19 protein-coding genes are annotated in these 17,341 nt (G+C 56.8%); 13 read left to right on the forward strand and 6 right to left on the reverse strand.

What is annotated here, in order from left to right; translation table 11 throughout:
* Positions 1 to 8 precede the first annotated feature (8 nt).
* The 6 genes from sufB to GNG29_RS09705 all read left to right on the forward strand — a co-directional run bounded on the left by sufB (position 9) and on the right by GNG29_RS09705 (position 6,249).
* Positions 9 to 1,496, forward strand: coding sequence for a Fe-S cluster assembly protein SufB (gene sufB, locus GNG29_RS09680; RefSeq protein WP_103179323.1), 1,488 nt, complete (start codon positions 9 to 11; stop codon positions 1,494 to 1,496).
* Between the two features lie 16 nt (positions 1,497 to 1,512).
* Positions 1,513 to 2,259, forward strand: a complete 747-nt coding sequence (sufC, locus tag GNG29_RS09685; RefSeq protein WP_039029104.1) for a Fe-S cluster assembly ATPase SufC — start codon at positions 1,513 to 1,515, stop codon at positions 2,257 to 2,259.
* Positions 2,234 to 3,505: a Fe-S cluster assembly protein SufD gene (gene sufD / locus GNG29_RS09690; RefSeq protein ID WP_103791328.1), complete on the forward strand. Its 1,272-nt coding sequence runs from the start codon at positions 2,234 to 2,236 to the stop codon at positions 3,503 to 3,505. The genes sufC and sufD overlap by 26 nt, the downstream gene beginning before the upstream one ends.
* Positions 3,502 to 4,722 carry a cysteine desulfurase SufS gene (gene sufS / locus GNG29_RS09695; protein ID WP_156654366.1) on the forward strand — a complete coding sequence of 407 codons (1,221 nt, stop codon included), beginning with the start codon at positions 3,502 to 3,504 and terminating at the stop codon, positions 4,720 to 4,722. Before sufD ends, sufS begins: the two co-directional genes overlap by 4 nt.
* Positions 4,723 to 4,736: 14 nt before the next feature.
* Complete coding sequence (gene sufE, locus GNG29_RS09700) at positions 4,737 to 5,153, forward strand: cysteine desulfuration protein SufE (protein WP_103179326.1); 417 nt, start codon at positions 4,737 to 4,739, stop codon at positions 5,151 to 5,153.
* A 97-nt stretch (positions 5,154 to 5,250) separates the two neighbouring features.
* Positions 5,251 to 6,249, forward strand: a complete 999-nt coding sequence (locus GNG29_RS09705) for a L,D-transpeptidase family protein (protein ID WP_103179327.1) — start codon at positions 5,251 to 5,253, stop codon at positions 6,247 to 6,249.
* A gap of 64 nt (positions 6,250 to 6,313) precedes the next feature.
* Here the strand turns inward: GNG29_RS09705 and lpp are convergent, their stop codons facing one another.
* Both lpp and pykF read right to left on the reverse strand, forming a co-directional pair.
* The gene (lpp, locus tag GNG29_RS09710) at positions 6,314 to 6,550 is read right to left on the reverse strand and encodes a murein lipoprotein Lpp (RefSeq protein WP_001082307.1); all 237 of its coding nucleotides are present in this window, start codon (positions 6,548 to 6,550) and stop codon (positions 6,314 to 6,316) included.
* Between the two features lie 310 nt (positions 6,551 to 6,860).
* Positions 6,861 to 8,282: a pyruvate kinase PykF gene (gene pykF / locus GNG29_RS09715; RefSeq protein WP_103179328.1), complete on the reverse strand. Its 1,422-nt coding sequence runs from the start codon at positions 8,280 to 8,282 to the stop codon at positions 6,861 to 6,863.
* Positions 8,283 to 8,865: 583 nt separating this feature from the next.
* On the opposite strand from pykF, the gene GNG29_RS09720 reads away from it, so the two are divergent.
* The 4 genes from GNG29_RS09720 to fumD all read left to right on the forward strand — a co-directional run bounded on the left by GNG29_RS09720 (position 8,866) and on the right by fumD (position 11,703).
* Positions 8,866 to 9,888 carry a methionine ABC transporter ATP-binding protein gene (locus GNG29_RS09720; protein WP_156654367.1) on the forward strand — a complete coding sequence of 341 codons (1,023 nt, stop codon included), beginning with the start codon at positions 8,866 to 8,868 and terminating at the stop codon, positions 9,886 to 9,888.
* Positions 9,881 to 10,549 (forward strand): methionine ABC transporter permease, encoded by a 669-nt coding sequence (locus GNG29_RS09725; RefSeq protein WP_103179330.1) that lies wholly within the window; start codon positions 9,881 to 9,883, stop codon positions 10,547 to 10,549. Before GNG29_RS09720 ends, GNG29_RS09725 begins: the two co-directional genes overlap by 8 nt.
* 27 nt (positions 10,550 to 10,576) lie before the next feature.
* Positions 10,577 to 11,389 carry a MetQ/NlpA family ABC transporter substrate-binding protein gene (locus tag GNG29_RS09730; protein ID WP_039029111.1) on the forward strand — a complete coding sequence of 271 codons (813 nt, stop codon included), beginning with the start codon at positions 10,577 to 10,579 and terminating at the stop codon, positions 11,387 to 11,389.
* A gap of 104 nt (positions 11,390 to 11,493) precedes the next feature.
* Positions 11,494 to 11,703, forward strand: coding sequence for a fumarate hydratase FumD (gene fumD, locus GNG29_RS09735; protein WP_014831602.1), 210 nt, complete (start codon positions 11,494 to 11,496; stop codon positions 11,701 to 11,703).
* Here fumD and GNG29_RS09740 read toward each other — a convergent pair.
* Genes GNG29_RS09740 through GNG29_RS09755 form a run of 4 tightly spaced genes read right to left on the reverse strand, consistent with a single transcriptional unit; the run spans position 11,684 to position 14,766 of the window.
* A complete protein-coding gene (locus GNG29_RS09740; RefSeq protein ID WP_103179331.1) occupies positions 11,684 to 12,370 on the reverse strand; it encodes an ABC transporter permease subunit in 687 nt (228 codons plus the stop codon). The two genes, fumD and GNG29_RS09740, sit on opposite strands and share 20 nt — an antisense overlap.
* Positions 12,364 to 13,134, reverse strand: a complete 771-nt coding sequence (locus GNG29_RS09745) for an amino acid ABC transporter permease (protein ID WP_156654368.1) — start codon at positions 13,132 to 13,134, stop codon at positions 12,364 to 12,366. Before GNG29_RS09745 ends, GNG29_RS09740 begins: the two co-directional genes overlap by 7 nt.
* A complete protein-coding gene (locus GNG29_RS09750) occupies positions 13,131 to 13,946 on the reverse strand; it encodes an amino acid ABC transporter ATP-binding protein (RefSeq protein ID WP_156654369.1) in 816 nt (271 codons plus the stop codon). Before GNG29_RS09750 ends, GNG29_RS09745 begins: the two co-directional genes overlap by 4 nt.
* 1 nt (position 13,947) lies before the next feature.
* Entirely contained in the window at positions 13,948 to 14,766 is an 819-nt protein-coding gene (locus GNG29_RS09755; protein WP_103179334.1) for an ABC transporter substrate-binding protein, read from the reverse strand.
* A gap of 239 nt (positions 14,767 to 15,005) precedes the next feature.
* Here GNG29_RS09755 and GNG29_RS23160 point away from each other — a divergent pair, with 239 nt between their 5' ends.
* The 3 genes from GNG29_RS23160 to GNG29_RS09765 all read left to right on the forward strand — a co-directional run bounded on the left by GNG29_RS23160 (position 15,006) and on the right by GNG29_RS09765 (position 17,260).
* The gene (locus tag GNG29_RS23160) at positions 15,006 to 15,167 is read left to right on the forward strand and encodes a hypothetical protein (RefSeq protein WP_168192014.1); all 162 of its coding nucleotides are present in this window, start codon (positions 15,006 to 15,008) and stop codon (positions 15,165 to 15,167) included.
* Positions 15,168 to 15,327: 160 nt separating this feature from the next.
* On the forward strand, positions 15,328 to 16,656 hold the full coding sequence (locus GNG29_RS09760) for a sensor histidine kinase (RefSeq protein ID WP_156654370.1): 1,329 nt from the start codon (positions 15,328 to 15,330) through the stop codon (positions 16,654 to 16,656).
* Positions 16,649 to 17,260 carry a response regulator transcription factor gene (locus GNG29_RS09765; protein WP_156654371.1) on the forward strand — a complete coding sequence of 204 codons (612 nt, stop codon included), beginning with the start codon at positions 16,649 to 16,651 and terminating at the stop codon, positions 17,258 to 17,260. Before GNG29_RS09760 ends, GNG29_RS09765 begins: the two co-directional genes overlap by 8 nt.
* Positions 17,261 to 17,341: the final 81 nt, after the last annotated feature.

The following is a 17,341-nucleotide window of genomic DNA, read 5'->3' on the forward strand; positions in this document are numbered from 1 at the left end:
GCGGTATTATGTCTCGACATACTGAAGCAACTGACGACGTCAACACCTGGTCCGGCGGCCACATTAATTACAAAGAGGGCTTCTTCACCCAATTGCAGACCGACGAGCTGGCAAAAGGGATCAACGAAGAGGTCATCCGCGCGATTTCCGCCAAGCGTAACGAACCCGACTGGATGCTGGAGTTCCGGCTGAATGCGTTCAAAGCCTGGCTGGAGATGGAAGAGCCGCACTGGCTGAAGGCGCACTACGATAAGCTTAACTATCAGAATTACAGCTACTACTCTGCCCCCTCGTGCGGTCATTGCGACGACACCTGCGCCTCTGAGCCCGGTGCGGTACAGCAGACCGGGGCCAACGCCTTTTTAAGTAAAGAGGTGGAGGAGGCGTTCGAACAGCTCGGCGTGCCGGTACGTGAAGGGCGCGAGGTAGCGGTGGACGCCATCTTTGACTCCGTCTCGGTCGCGACCACCTATCGCGAAAAACTGGGCGAGCAAGGGATCATCTTCTGCTCCTTCGGGGAAGCTATCCACGATCACCCAGAGCTGGTGAAGAAATATCTTGGCACTGTCGTGCCGGGCAATGACAACTTCTTTGCCGCCCTCAACGCGGCGGTAGCCTCCGACGGCACCTTTATCTACGTGCCGAAAGGCGTGCGCTGCCCGATGGAGCTCTCCACCTATTTCCGTATCAACGCCGAGAAAACCGGCCAGTTTGAACGCACCATCCTCGTTGCCGATGAGGGTAGCTACGTCAGCTATATCGAGGGCTGTTCCGCCCCGGTGCGCGACAGCTACCAGCTGCACGCGGCAGTGGTGGAGGTGATCATCCATAAAGACGCCGAGGTGAAATACTCGACGGTGCAGAACTGGTTCCCGGGGGATAATAACACCGGCGGCATCCTGAACTTCGTCACCAAGCGCGCCCTGTGCGAAGGCGAAAACAGTAAAATGTCGTGGACCCAGTCTGAGACCGGCTCCGCCATCACCTGGAAATATCCGAGCTGTATTCTGCGCGGGGATAATTCCATCGGCGAGTTCTACTCCGTGGCGCTGACCAGCGGGCATCAGCAGGCCGATACCGGCACTAAGATGATCCACATCGGCAAAAACACCCGGTCGACCATCATTTCGAAAGGGATCTCCGCTGGGCAGAGCCAGAACAGCTATCGCGGCTTAGTCAAAATCATGCCGACGGCCACCAACGCCCGTAACTTTACCCAGTGCGACTCCATGCTGATTGGCCCGGACTGCGGGGCGCATACCTTCCCGTATGTTGAGTGCCGCAATAACAGCGCCCAGCTGGAACACGAAGCGACAACCTCGCGGATCGGCGAAGATCAGCTCTTCTACTGCCTGCAGCGCGGCATCAGCGAAGAGGATGCCATCTCGATGATTGTGAACGGCTTCTGTAAGGATGTGTTCTCTGAACTACCGCTGGAGTTTGCCGTGGAAGCACAAAAATTACTGGCGATCAGCCTCGAACACAGCGTCGGCTAAGGATTAAGGAAAGCACATGTTAAGCATTAAAGATTTACAGGTCAGTGTGGAAGATAAAGCGATCCTGCGCGGCCTGAGCCTTGAGGTCCGCCCGGGCGAAGTGCATGCGATTATGGGCCCTAACGGGTCGGGCAAAAGTACGCTGTCAGCCACCCTTGCCGGGCGCGAAGATTACGAAGTGGTCGGCGGTTCGGTCGACTTTAAGGGCAAAGATCTGCTGGAGCTGTCACCGGAAGAGAGAGCCGGGGAGGGCATTTTTATGGCCTTCCAGTACCCGGTAGAGATCCCAGGCGTCAGCAACCAGTTCTTCCTGCAGACCGCCCTGAATGCCGTGCGCAAATACCGCAGCGAAGAGGAGCTGGATCGCTTTGATTTCCAGGATCTGATGGAAGAGAAGATCCAGCTGCTGAAGATGCCGGAAGATCTGCTCACCCGCTCGGTCAACGTCGGTTTTTCCGGCGGGGAGAAGAAGCGCAACGACATTCTGCAGATGGCGGTGCTGGAGCCGGAGCTGTGCATCCTCGATGAAACCGACTCCGGGCTCGATATCGACGCCCTGAAAATCGTCGCCGACGGCGTTAACGCCCTGCGCGACGGCAAGCGGTCGTTTATCATCGTCACCCACTATCAGCGCATCCTTGATTACATCAAACCCGATTATGTGCATGTGCTCTATCAGGGGCGGATTGTGAAATCGGGTGATTTTACGCTGGTCAAACAGCTGGAGGAGCAGGGCTATGGCTGGCTTAGCGAACAGCAGTAACGCGCTGCAGCAGTGGCACCGCCTGTTTGAGGCACAGGGCGGAACCCGCTCTGAACAGGCCCAGCAGCACCTGCAGCAGATGCTGCGCCTCGGGTTGCCGACGCGTAAGCACGAAAACTGGAAATATACCCCGCTGGAAGGGTTGCTTAACGGCGAGTTTGTTTCCCGACCCGCCAGGGTGGCAGCGAGCGATCGGGATGCCCTGGCGCTTACTCTCGACGCCACGCGGCTGGTCTTTGTTGACGGACGCTTTAGTCCGGAACTGAGCGACAGCACCGACGGCAGCGGGTTTGAGGTGACCATTAACGACGAGCGGCAAAGCCTGGCGGCACCGGTTCAGCCGGAGCTGTTCCTGCATCTGACCGAAAGTCTGGCCCAGAGCGTGACGCATATCAGCGTGAAACGTAACGCCCGTCCTGAAAAGCCGCTGCTGCTGATGCACATCACCCAGGGACTTGAAGGCGAAGAGATCAACACTGCTCACTATCGTCACCATCTGGAACTGGCGCAGGGTGCAGAAGCAACCATCATTGAGCATTACGTAAGTCTCAATGAGATGCACCATTTCACCGGCTCGCGCCTGACCATGAACGTGGCGGCTAACGCCCGGCTGCACCATATCAAGCTGGCGTTCGAGAACGCGGCGAGCCACCACTTCGCCCATAACGACCTGTTGATGGCCGCCGATGCGACGGCATTCAGCCACAGCTTCCTGCTGGGGGGCGCAGTACTGCGCCATAACACCAGCACTCAGCTTAACGGCGAAAATACGACCCTGCGCATCAACAGCCTGGCGATGCCGGTGAAATCTGAAGTGTGCGACACCCGTACCTGGCTTGAGCACAACAAGGGCTACTGCAACAGCCGCCAGCTGCATAAAACCATCGTCAGCGATAAGGGGCGGGCCGTCTTCAACGGGCTGATCAACGTGGCGCAGCACGCCATCAAAACCGACGGCCAGATGACCAACAACAATCTGCTGATGGGGCGACTGGCGGAGGTGGACACCAAACCGCAGCTGGAAATTTACGCCGATGATGTGAAGTGCAGCCACGGCGCCACCGTGGGGCGGATCGACGATGAGCAGATGTTCTATCTGCGCTCCCGTGGGATCGATAAGCAGGCGGCCGAGAAGATGATTATCTACGCCTTTGCCGCCGAACTGACCGAAGCCCTCGACGATGAAACGTTAAGACAGCAGGTGCTGGCGCGTATCGGCCAGCGTCTGCCTGGAGGTGTGGCATGATTTTCCCTGTAGAGAAAGTGCGGGCGGATTTTCCTGTCCTGACCCGTGAAGTAAACGGTCTGCCGCTTGCCTATCTCGACAGCGCCGCCAGCGCGCAAAAGCCCACGCAGGTGATCGAGGCCGAGGCGGAGTTTTACCGGCATGGTTACGCGGCGGTGCACCGGGGGATCCACACCCTCAGCGCCGAGGCGACGCAGCGGATGGAGAATGTCCGTACCCGCGCGGCAACATTTTTAAACGCCCGCTCGCCGGAGGAGCTGGTCTTTGTGCGCGGTACCACCGAAGGGATCAACCTGGTGGCGAACAGCTGGGGCAGCGCCGAAGTGCACGCGGGCGATAACATCCTCATCAGTCAGATGGAGCACCACGCCAATATCGTGCCCTGGCAGATGCTGTGCGAGCGCGTCGGGGCGGAACTGCGGGTTATCCCGCTTAACGAGGATGGCACGTTACAGCTTGAACAGCTGGATACCCTGCTGGATGAACGCACCCGGCTGGTGGCCATTACTCAGATCTCCAACGTGCTGGGTACCGAAAATCCGGTGGCGGAGATTATCGCCAAAGCCCACCAGGTGGGGGCGAAAGTGCTGATTGATGGCGCCCAGGCGGTGATGCACCATACGGTGGATGTCCAGGCGCTGGACTGCGACTTCTATGTCTTTTCCGGCCATAAGCTCTACGGGCCTACCGGTATCGGCGTGCTGTACGTCAAAGATGAGATTTTACAGGCGATGCCGCCGTGGGAAGGGGGCGGGTCGATGATCGCCACCGTCAGCCTGAGCGGAGGCACAACCTACGCCCGGGCGCCGTGGCGCTTTGAGGCGGGCACGCCTAACACCGGCGGCATTATCGGGCTGGGCGCGGCGATGGAGTATGTGTCAGGCATCGGCCTTGATGCTATCGCCGAATATGAACAGATGCTGATGCGCTACGCTCTGGCGGAACTTGCCAACGTGCCGGATCTCACGCTGTATGGCCCGGCGGACCGTCAGGGTGTTATTGCCTTTAACCTTGGCAAACACCACGCCTATGACGTGGGCAGTTTTCTCGATAACTACGGGGTGGCGGTGCGAACCGGACACCACTGCGCTATGCCGCTGATGGCGTTTTATCAGGTACCGGCGATGTGCCGCGCATCGCTGGTGATGTACAACACACTGGAAGAGGTCGACAGACTGGTGGCCGGGCTGAAGCGTATCCACCAGCTGCTGGGCTAAAAAGAGGGCAAGAGATGGCTGCATTGCCAGACAGAGATAAATTGCTGCGTAATTTTACGCGTTGCGCAAACTGGGAAGAGAAGTACCTCTACATCATTGAGCTGGGGCAGCGTCTGCCTGCCCTCAGCGAAAGCGACCACGTCCCGGAAAATAGTATTCAGGGGTGTCAGAGCCAGGTGTGGATAATAATGCACCAGAATGAAGCCGGGGTGATTGAATTAGCGGGCGACAGTGATGCGGCAATAGTCAAAGGCCTTATTGCCGTCGTGTTTATTTTATATCAGCAGATGTCCGCCCAGGATATTGTCGCTTTTGACGTCCGCCCGTGGTTTGAAAAAATGGCGCTCACCCAGCATTTAACCCCCTCCCGCTCCCAGGGGCTTGAGGCGATGATCCGCGCAATCCGCTCCAAAGCCGCCAACATTAGCTAAACTATCAGGACAGCCCTCATTCTGCTCCGCGAGACGGCTCCCGCCTCGCGGATTTTTCAGCTTTCTGACGTTCTGTCAGTGAATAAGGAATCTCAGTATGAAGCGCGCGTCTTTATTAACTCTCATTCTTTTAGGTTCGCTCAGCGCGCTTAATAGCGCCCGGGCGGTGGATTATCCTTTGCCAGCGGCGGGTAGCCGGTTAATCGGGCAAAATCAGACCTATGTTGTTCAGGAAGGTGATAATAACCTGCAGGCCATTGCGCGCCGATTTAATACCGCTGCGCATTTAATACTCGAAGCCAATAATACTATCGCCCCGGTCTATCCGGCGCCGGGAACGGTGATCACCATTCCGTCGCAAATGTTGCTGCCGGATACACCCCGGGAAGGGATTGTGGTGAATCTGGCGGAGCTGCGGCTCTACTTCTATCCCCCGGGTGAAAATAGCGTGCAGGTCTATCCGCTGGGCATTGGACAGCTGGGGCTGGACACGCCGGTGACCACCACCCGCATCAGCCAGAAGATCCCGAATCCGACCTGGACGCCAACTGCGGGCATCAGAGCGCGCTCGCTGGCCCAGGGCATCAAACTGCCGCCGGTAGTACCCGCAGGGCCAAATAACCCGTTAGGACGCTTTGCGCTGCGTCTGGGCGTGGGTAACGGTGAATACCTGATCCATGGCACCAGCGCGCCCGACAGCGTGGGGCTGCGCGTCAGTTCCGGTTGTATGCGTATGAATGCGCCGGATATCAAAGCGCTCTTCGCCCAGACCTCTGTCGGCACGCGGGTGCAGATCATCAATGAGCCGGTGAAGTTCTCGGTTGAGCCGGACGGTAAGCGCTACGTTGAAGTGCATCGTCCGCTGGCGACGATGGAAGGAGAGAATCCGCAAACGCTGGCGATTGCCCACTCCAGTGCGCTTGCATCCTTTATGTCGCAGAGTGGCAGCGATAAGACGTTAGTGAACAAAGCGTTGTCGCGTCGGGCGGGTATCCCGGTGGAGGTCTCGACAGGTGCCGGGGCGAATGTGAACAGTAGTGGGCTTTCAGCGAAGAACACGCTTTCGTCGGTGGGGCATGAACAGGCGATTCAGTAAAGCGAAATGCGGGGCAAAAAAAAAATGGCGCACAATGTGCGCCATTTTATTAACACAGGTACTATTACTTACGGTATTTAGTAGCCTGGTTGTCCAGACGCTGGTTAGCGCGAGCTGCGTCGTCTTTAGCAGCCTGAACGTCGGAACGCATTGCGTTCACGTCGTTGCTCAGCTGGTCAACTTTAGCGTTCAGAGTCTGAACGTCAGAAGACAGCTGATCGATTTTAGCGTTGCTGGAGCAACCTGCCAGCAGAGTAGAACCCAGGATTACCGCGCCCAGTACCAGTTTAGTACGATTCATTATTAATACCCTCTAGATTGAGTTAATCTCCATGTAGCGTTACAAGTATTACACAAAGTTTTTTAGGTTGAGAATATTTTTTTGATGGGAATATGCCTATTTTTGATCGTTCGCTCAAAGAAGCACCTGTTTTGACTATTTCATGAAAAATATTGTGTTAAAACAGACAATTTTCATCGGATTCATCTTAGAAAACGACCCCGTTAAATAGAAAAACCCGATTTGCTTTTTTAATAACTTTGGCTGATAGCGGAAATAAAAAAAGCGCCCCGAAGGACGCTTTTTATACAAACTAATTCGAACGAAATTATTACAGCACGTGAACAGATGCGGTATTAGTGGTGCCGCTTGGAACCAGTGCACCAGAAACCATCACCACAACGTCGCCTTTCTGCGCCAGGCCACGTTCAACCAGCTGCAGGGCCACTTCTTTACCCAGGCGGTAGAAATCGTCAGTAGAGGCGATCTCTTTTACCAGGTGTGGAACCACGCCTTTGCTCAGCACCAGCTGACGCGCAGTGGTTTCGTTGGTGGTCAATGCCAGAATGGTCGCGTCCGGGAAGTATTTACGCACTGCGCGAGCTGATTTACCGCCTTGGGTGGCGACGACAATCAGCGGTGCTTCCAGTTTCTCGGCGGTTTCTACCGCGCCACGGCACACGGCTTCGGTGATGCGCAGTTTACGGCTGTCGTTGTTGTAATCCAGACGGCTTTTCATCACGCGGTCGGTACGCTCACAGATGGTCGCCATGATGGAGACCGCTTCCAGCGGGTACTTACCTTTAGCCGATTCGCCAGAGAGCATTACCGCATCGGTACCGTCGAGGATGGCGTTCGCCACGTCGCCGGCTTCTGCGCGGGTAGGGCGTGGGTTTTTGATCATGGAGTCCAGCATCTGCGTTGCGGTGATAACCACTTTACGCGCGCGAACACACTTCTCGATCATCATCTTCTGCGCGAAGATCACCTCTTCAACCGGGATCTCAACGCCCAGGTCACCACGCGCAACCATGATGCCGTCAGAGGCTTCGAGGATTTCGTCGAAGTTGTTCAGGCCTTCCTGGTTTTCGATTTTGGAGATGATCTGGATGTTTTCGCCGCCGTGGGCTTTCAGGTGCTCACGGATTTCAACAACGTCAGAACGCTTACGGATAAAGGAAGCTGCAACGAAGTCAACGCCTTGCTCGCAACCGAAGATCAGGTCCTGTTTGTCTTTCTCAGCCAGGGCTGGCAGCGCGATGGAAACGCCTGGCAGGTTAACGCCTTTGTTTTCGCCCAGGTCGCCGTTGTTCAGCACTTTACAGATAACTTTGTTACCTTCGATAGCGGTGACTTCCATACCGATCAGGCCGTCGTCCACCAGAACGGTGTTACCGACGGACAGGTCGCTGGTGAAGCCTTCATAGGTCACAGCAACGATTTCACTGTTGCCGACAACAGACTTGTCTGTAGTGAAGGTGAAAGTCTGTCCCGCTTTCAGCGAAACGTCGTTGCCGCCTTCCAGTTTAATGGTACGAATTTCTGGACCTTTGGTATCCAGCAGGATTGCTGCTTTTTTACCGGTCTTGCTCATCACGTTGCGCAGGTTCTGGATGCGCTGGCCGTGTTCAGCATAGTCACCGTGAGAGAAGTTCAGACGCATCACGTTCATGCCGGCGTCCAGCATTTTGGTCAGCATCTCTTCAGATTCGGTTTTCGGGCCGATGGTGCAAACAATTTTCGTCTTTTTCATGACAGTCTTAGTCTTTAAGTTGGGAAGGATATGGAAATCTCGCTCCGGGGGCGCAGAGCCCTGGAGTCAAACCTGTGTTGCGAAATTTTTTATGGCACGCAGTAAGGATAGGTGACATCAATTGAGCGTGCAGAAGAATGTGTGCCTGTGTTTCAGCCCAGGGAGAGAGGTTAAGTTGTATGCGTTGTTTTTTGTAGTCCAAGCGCTGAAACCATTCATCAGAAGACAGGCGCGCATTATACGCTGAAAGATGCGCAAAAGGAAAATGAAAACAGCGTTTCAAAAATTATATATGCAGTTTTACAAAGGGTTGTTATCAATGCGTTAAGGTTGACCGCGTAGATGTTGCACTCGCGAAAAACCTTCAGGCAAATGCCCCATTTTTATGGCGTTTCGCTATGGCGACTTTTTAGCTATCGATTGCAGAAAATTAGCAAAGGCCTTATCCCCAGGTGTCACGCCTCTTATCACTCAAAGTTATAAGATATTCCTTTTCATTCATTCAAAAGCTAATAACGGCTGTTTACTATCGTTTGGACATCCATACTGCTAAACCGCCACAGGCGAACGGATTACCCGAAGAATGATTGTACTCAGGAATATTTCAAAGATTTTTGACAACGGAAAAGTGGCGCTGACAGCCGTTGATAACGTGAACCTGACGATAGAGCAGGGGCAAATTTATGGAATTATTGGCTACAGCGGCGCGGGTAAAAGTACCTTAATCCGCCTGCTCAATGGCCTGGAAAAGCCGACCAGCGGCAGCGTGACGATTAACGGACACGACATCTCCGCGGCGAAAGGTGAAACCCTGCGCCAGGCGCGGCTGAAGATCAGTATGGTGTTTCAGCACTTCAATCTGCTGTGGTCGCGCACCGTGAGCGAGAACATCGCCTTTTCAATGCAGATTGCCGGGGTGCCTAAAGCCAAAATCAAAGCCCGCGTGGCAGAACTGGTTGAGCTGGTGGGGCTGAAAGGCCGCGAACAGGCTTATCCGTCCCAGCTTAGCGGTGGGCAAAAGCAGCGCGTGGGCATTGCCCGCGCGCTGGCCAACAACCCGGACGTGCTGCTCTGCGACGAGGCCACGTCGGCGCTGGATCCCCAGACCACCGATCAGATCCTCGATCTGCTCCTCGACATCAACCGTCGTTTTAAGCTCACCATTGTACTCATCACCCATGAGATGCACGTGGTGCGCAAAATCTGTGACCGTGTGGCGGTGATGGAAAACGGCAAAGTGGTGGAAGAGGGCGACGTGCTGCAGGTCTTTACCCATCCTCAGCAGCCGATTACGCAACAGTTTGTGCGTCAGGTCAGCCAGTACGCCGAAGACGAAACCTTTAACAGCGAGCTGGCAAACGAACTGGAAGGCACCGTTATTAAGCTGACCTTTACCGGCCACAGCACCCACAAACCGGTCGTCGGGGAACTGACGTTGCGCTACGGCCTGCCGTTTAACATCCTGCACGGCAAAATGACACAAACCGCCCACGGCGTCTTCGGCCAGCTCTGGCTGCACGTGGTGGCAACAGATGAACAACTGAACAATATCCTCGCCGATTTGCAGCACAGTGATATTGAAGGCGAGGTAATTAAACATGGCTGAGAATCTCTTCCCGCACCTGAAATGGGACCAGCTCTGGGCCGCCACCCTGGAGACGCTGTATATGACCGCGCTCTCCGGCGTTGCGACTTTTGTGCTCGGGCTTGTCCTCGGTCTGGCGCTCTTTTTAACCGCACGCGGTGGCATGTTCCATAACCGCACGGTCTACAGCGTCATTTCGATTGTGGTGAACGTCTTCCGCTCCATCCCGTTCATCATTCTGATTGTGCTGCTGATCCCCTTCACCAAAACCGTGGTGGGGACCATCCTCGGGGCCAACGCCGCACTGCCTGCGTTGATCGTCGGTGCCGCGCCGTTCTACGCCCGTCTGGTGGAGATCGCCCTGCGTGAAGTGGACAAAGGGGTGATCGAGGCGACGCGCTCAATGGGTGCCCGTCTGAGCACCTTAATTTTTCGGGTTTTACTGCCGGAATCCTCACCAGCCCTGGTCTCAGGGATCACGGTGACGCTGATTGCCCTGGTGAGCTACAGCGCCATGGCGGGGGTGATTGGTGCCGGTGGTCTGGGAAATCTGGCTTATCTGGAGGGATTCCAGCGCAACCATGGTGACGTCACGCTGGTGGCAACGGTGACCATTTTGATCATCGTTTTCATTATCCAGTTCTGCGGCGACATCATTACTTCCATTCTTGATAAAAGATAAACACAACAATACACAGGAACCATCATCATGAAAAAGACACTGACGTTGATCGCCGCAGCAACCCTGAGCGCCCTGAGCTTTGCCTCCTGGGCTGATACCCTGACCGTGGGAGCCTCCAACACCCCGCACGCCGAAATTCTGGAGCAGGCGAAGCCGATTCTGGCGAAACAGGGTATCGATCTGGAGATCAAACCGTTCCAGGACTACATCCTGCCGAACACCGCGCTGGCGGGTCGTGACATCGATGCCAACTACTTCCAGCACATTCCATACCTCAACAGCGTGCTGAAAGATCACGCCGGGGATAAAGAGTACGATTTCGTCAGCGCCGGGGCGATCCACATCGAGCCAATCGGTATCTACTCCAAAAAATACAAGTCGCTGAAAGATCTGCCGGAAGGCGGCAAAATCATCATGCGTGATGCGGTCTCTGAAGAGGGACGTATCCTCTCTATCTTCGAGAAAGAGGGCGTGATCAAGCTGAAGCCGGGCATCGACAAAGTGACCGCGCGCATCAGCGACATCGTTGAGAACCCGAAAAAGCTGCAGTTCACCCCGAACGTAGAAGCCTCCCTGCTGCCGCAGATGTATAACAATGACGAGGGCGCGGCGGTTGTCATCAATGCCAACTACGCCATTGACGCCGGTCTGGACCCGGTTCACGACCCGATTGCGGTGGAGAGCGGTGAAAACAACCCGTACGCCAACATCATCACCGTTCACCGTGGCGATGAGAAGAAGAAAGACATCGTGGCGCTGGTGGACGTGCTGCACTCTAAAGAGATCCAGGACTGGATCCGCACCAAGTATAAAGGCGCGGTGATCCCGGTTAACAACTGATTTATCCGTTTGATTTCAAAGCCCGGCGAGTCTCTCGTCGGGCTTTTTTGTATAACGGCGATGAATCTATTAAGCTGGCCTTTTAAGGCAACGGAGTGAAAGTCATGGGCAATGTAACCAAAGACGAAGCGCTGTATCAGGAGATGTGTCGCGTGGTAGGCAAAGTCGTTCTTGAGATGCGCGATTTGGGGCAGGAGCCGAAGCATATCGTCATCGCCGGGGTACTACGCACCGCACTGGCAAACCAGCGGGTGAAACGCAGCGAATTAACCACCCAGGCGATGGAAACCGTCGTTAAAGCGCTGGCCGGTTAAGCCGCCAGCGTTTCGCCAGCTGTTCAACGCCACAGCACAGCAGGTAATAGACCACGCCAGTAAAAATAAAAATAGCCGCCGGGTAGATCTGCACCCGGTTGTTCACCTGGCCTGCCACGGTGGTCAGCTCCGGCACGTTGACAATAAAGGCCAGTGAGGTGTCCTTCAGCAGGCTGATAAAAATCCCCATTAGCGAAGGCAGGGTGTTGCGCAACGCCTGCGGCAGCAGGAGTAACCCCAGCGTTTGCAGCGCGCCAAACCCCTGGGCCTGAGCGGCTTCATATTGTCCCCCAGGCAACGCATTCAGCCCGGCCAGCACGGAGTGCATCACGGCGGCGGCGGTAAACCACGCCAGCGCGAGAGTAACGGTCAGCGCCCCCGGCAGATCGCCTCCGGTGATGAGGGGTAACAGATACCACAGCCAGAAAATGACAAAAATCAGCGGGATGCCGCGGATAATCTCAGCCCACAGGAACAGGGCTTTGCGCAGGCCACCCGGGAAACGCCACGCCAGCCCCGCCAGCGCTATTCCAGCCGGGAACGCCAGCGCCGCGGCACCCAAAGCCATCAGTAGCGTCAACAGCACGCCGCCCGGCTCTCCGGTCGCAGTCCGTCCCCAGAGCAGATAATCCAGGTTATCGGTAATGACAGTAAGTCCGGCTAACATCTCTCTTCACTCCGGGGGGTGATGGCGGCTTTACGGCGCCGTTCGGTTGAAGGTCCCAGTCTGGTCAGCAACACCCCCATCGCCACGCCGGTGAGCAGGTACAGTACCGTGCCGATGCTGAAAGCCTCCAGCGCGTGGGCGTTATAGCTCTCTGTCTGCCGCACCTGGTAGGTGAGCTCCGCAAAGCCGATGCCGCTTGCCAGCGAAGAGAGTTTCATCAGATTGAGGTACTGACCCACCACCGGCTGCCAGGCGTTCGCCAGCCCCTGCGGCAGCAGGATATACCGCAGCAGCGGCCAGGGGGAAAAGCCCTGCGCCAGGGCGGCTTCCCGCTGCCCGGCGGAAACGGCGCGTAGCCCGGCGGTGATCTCCTCTGTCAAAAAGGCTGAGGTAAAGACCCCCAGTCCCCAGGCGGAGCAGAGAAACTCTGGCGTAAACCACCAGACCTGACCCGGCAGCACCGCCCAGGTATGATCGTCCATCACAAAGGTGCGAAACCCCTGCGGCAGCCCGTTCCAGGCGGCGAAATACCAGAACAGCAGCTGCACCAGAAGGGGCGTATTGCGAAACAGCGATACCCACAGGGCGACGATATGCGCGCCGATGCGCCCCCCGGCGAGACGCAATCCCAGAGAGGCGAGAGTAATAAGGCTGGCGACCACCATCCCTGCCAGCGTCACCCACAGGGTGGTGAGAAAACCGGACAAGATCCACTGCAAGGGCTGGCCGGTCAGCACCCCTTCCCAGTCGAGGTTGGGCATCACACCCCTCCCGGATGCAGCGGGTTAAGCACCTTCTGCAGAAAACGCTGGGTGCGCGGATGGGCAGGATGCTGAAAGAACTGTTCCGGCGGAGCCACCTCCAGAATGTGCCCGCCATCGATGAACACCACCCGGTCGGCAATCTCCCGGGCAAACTGCATCTCATGGGTGACCACAATCATGGTGATCCCGCTGTGGGCAAGGGCTTTCATCACCAGCAGCACTTCGCCAATCATCTCCGGATCGAGGGCCGAGGTGGGCTCGTCAAAGAGGATGATCTGCGGCGAGGAGGCCAGGGCCCGGGCGATCGCCACCCGCTGCTGCTGCCCACCGGATAACGCCTCCGGATAGTGATCGGCTTTATCCGCCATCCCCACCTGCGCCAGCAATCTATCGGCGCGGGTGTCGGCCTCTGCCGAATGCCAGCCATGAACGTGCCTCAGCGCCAGGGCGATGTTTTGTCGGGCCGTCAGATGGCTGTAGAGATTAAACTGCTGGAAGACAAAACCGACCCGGCTGCGTAGCTGGCGCAACGCCTGGCGGGGGAGCTGGCGCGTAGATTTCCCGTCAATCAGGATGTCGCCGGAGGTGAGATCTTCCAGCTGGTTGATCAGGCGAATCAGCGTCGATTTACCGGAACCCGACGGGCCGAGAATAGCGACCACCTCACCGGGCGTCACGCTGAGGTTGATGCCTTTCAGCACCGGGCGGTCGCCGTAACGTTTCACCACCTCGCAAAAGGTGACGCTGGCCTGTTGCAGATGTGAAAAATCCGCGGCACGGGCCGCGGAGCGAGAGAATAAACCTGACAGCATATTACTGGGCTTCTATTTTAAAGGCGCGAGGCTGCGGGGAGGGCGTCTGTGGACCAAACCAGGCATCGTAGATTTTTGCCGCGTCGCCTGTATTCTCCAGCTTCACCAGCTCATCGTTCACCACCTTTAACAGCGCGGTTTCGCCTTTTTTCACCCCGACGCCAATCTCTTCTTTACTTAGCAGATCCGGGAGGATCTTAAAGTTGGCTTTATCCGGCGCCTGGGCCAGCAGACCCGCCAGAATGGTGCTGTCCTGGGTGATCGCCTGCACGTTGCCGTTGCGCAACGCCGTCAGCGCCAGCGGAATATCGTCATAAGAGAGCACGCGGGACTGCGGGAAACGCTGATGCAGCGCCTGCTCCCCGGTGGTGCCTTTTACCGCCCCGATACGCGCCTTGCTGTAGGCCTCCAGTTTATCCGCGCCCTTGGCCGGAACCAGGAACTGCTGCCCGGTCACGAAATAGGGGGTCGAAAAGTCGATCACCTGCGCCCGTTCCGGGGTGATGGTGATATCCGCCACAATCAGATCCGCTTTCCCGGACTGTAGCAGCGGGATGCGGTTTGCCGGGTTAGTGGCGACCAGCTCCAGTTTTACCCCGAGTGATTTTGCCAGCGCTTTAGCAAAGTCGACGTCATAGCCGACGATCTCATGGCTTTTTGCATCCACCGATCCAAACGGCGGATTGGCATCAAACGTTGCGACTTTCACCACACCCGCCGCCTTAATATCCGCCAGCTGGTCTGCCTGCGCCTGGGTGGAAACCATCCCGACAGCGGCCAGTAAAGCCAGTGCCAGCGTCCGTTTTGTGTGTATTGCCATAGGTTCCTCTGCTTCTGTTTTTATTTTGTCCTCATACGCTCCCATACCCGGCGCAGGTAGCCAAATGCCAATATTATCTTTGCTTAACGAAAAAAATCATTAGTGAACAGCGCGTTACTCAGCGGTTAAAGCAGCGTTGCTTTTGCGCCTGGCGCAAATCCTCTGCCGGAATCGGCATTTCCATCGCCGACGGATTGCTGTTGTACTGCTTTCAGGTTGAGCACATGAGGAACAGGGCAATGGACAAACTGATGAGTACGTTACGGCGGTTTTTTACCGCACGATCGGAAGAGAACAGCGCGCAGCGTATTATTGAATCCATTCTGCCTGTCGCCAGCCTCTACGGTGTGGATATCGCCAATATTGACCCGGAGTGGTTCCATGACCAAACGCCACGCTGAACACCGTCTGGTGCGGGAAACATACTGGAATGAGGTGTGCATTCTTCACCGCACCCTCTGCCATTCTGGACGCTAACATCCAAAAATCGCCGCAAGTTTTGTCCACGGCTTAGCTTCCTGCTAAGGTCTCTGGCGTCCTTTTCCTGCGCCAGTTAAATGAATGAACAGCAAAAACTATCTACAACGAGGGCTCCTGATTTGGCTCACGCTCTGCCTGCTCAGCAGCGTGCTGCTGTATGCCGAACAGATCCGCCGTCAGTACTGGGCACTCGACCGGGAATTTGCCACGGCGTTTACGGAGATCGGCGCGGTTCTCACCCAGAATGAGTCAGTGCTGCCGCTGTTGAATGGCGATGAAGATCTGACGGCGCTGCGTAAAAAATTCCCGCAAATACTCGACCTGCAAACCACCTCTGGTCGCGCACTCGACGCCGCCCGGGTTGAACCGGTGACGGGCACGCAGTACTGGCTCTACAACCCCTGGCGACAGATCCGGGTGCTGATTGACCCTTCGCCGGTCCTTAACGCCTGGCCCCGCTTTTCCCGCCTCACCCTGAATCTCTCCGGTGAGGTGCAGCCACCGGCAACAGAGGCTTTCTGGCACTGGCAGCGACAGTTTTCTCAGCATACCCAGCCGTTTATTCTGCTGGCCGAGGCCCAACCGGCGTGGCTGAGCGTGGCGCTGCTGCCGTTTGTCCTGCTGTTTGTGGGCTGGGCTATTGTGGTCGCGGCGGGTGGCGTGATCCTCTGGCAGCGTAAGCAGCGCCAGAACGCCGAGCAGCGCGCCTGGTACTATCAACATGCCCGGCTCAATACCCTGGGGGAGATCACCGCGGGTATCGTGCATGAGATCAACCAGCCTCTCACAGCGGTGCAGACCTGGATCCAGGGGGCGCAGCGCCAGGTGCGCCAGGATAACCCTGCGGCGGTTGCTCAGGCGCTGGGCTCGGCGCTGGTGCAAACCCAGCGCATTAGCGCGCTGCTGACCCGCTTTCGTGAGCACGTGACCCAGGAGGCTGTCACCTTAGAAGCAGTAGATCTGGCCGAGTGCTGGCGGCATGTCAGTAACCTGCTGGAGCATGAGCGCACCGCCAGTCCTGTTCGTCTTACCCATGATTTCGCCGCCGATGCCCGCACGCTCTGCGCCGACCGGCTGTGGCTGGAGCAGGTGCTGCATAACCTGCTCAGCAACGCTATTCAGGCCCAGCAGGAGCGCGCCGCAGGATGGGTGCATATCCGCAGCCATCGCGAAGGCGAACGCATCCATATAGCGATCACTGACGGTGGCCCGGGCTTTACCCCGGAAGCGCTCCACAACGCCTTTATGCCTTTTTATAGCGGGCGAGAGGGCGGCACGGGGCTGGGAATGACCTTAACGGAGTCGTTGGTCACCCGGATGAATGGCACGCTGGCTCTGGATAATGCCCCGGAGGGCGGGGCCAGGATCAGATTGCAGTTTGCTCACCCCGGAGGTCAGGTAAATGGATAACGTCATCTGGTTGATTGATGATGATGCGTCAGTCAGAGAGTCGCTGGTTTTTCTTTTCACCGGTATGAACTGGCATGTGGAGCCTTATGACAGTATTGCCGCGTTTACCGCGGCTCAGAGTGGGGAAAAATCCCTGACCGGCTGTCTGCTACTGGACATGCGCATGCCGGGAAAAGGTGGGCTCGCCTGGCTGGAGGAGGGGGCATGGCCCTGGCCGCTGCTGCCGGTGATCCTCATGACCGGTCATGGCACCATTGATGCCTGCCGCCGCGCGTTTCACAACGGCGTGTTTGAATTTTTCACCAAGCCGCTGGATGCCGACAGGCTGATCGAATCCATTACCGCCGCCCTCACCGAGAGCCAGCGGCGCCTGGGCGTCTGGCAGGAGGCCACGCGGGTCCGAGCGCGGTTTGAACAGCTCACCACCCGGGAGCATGAGGTGCTGCAGGCGCTCATGGAAGGCAGCAGTAATAAAGCGGTCGCCGCCCGGCTGAATCTCTCCCCAAGGACAGTGGAAGCGCACCGGGCGGCGGTGTTCGCCAAGCTGGGCGTCTCAAGTCTGGTGCAAGCCATCCGGGAATATGACAAATTACAATCCGTATAACTACCAGGATCACCGCGTAGTCAACCGAATAACATTTCATCGCACGACTGGATACGCTGCAAGGGTTCCCACTTACAAGAG

This window comes from Leclercia sp. Colony189, assembly GCF_009740165.1.
Taxonomy (GTDB): domain Bacteria; phylum Pseudomonadota; class Gammaproteobacteria; order Enterobacterales; family Enterobacteriaceae; genus Enterobacter.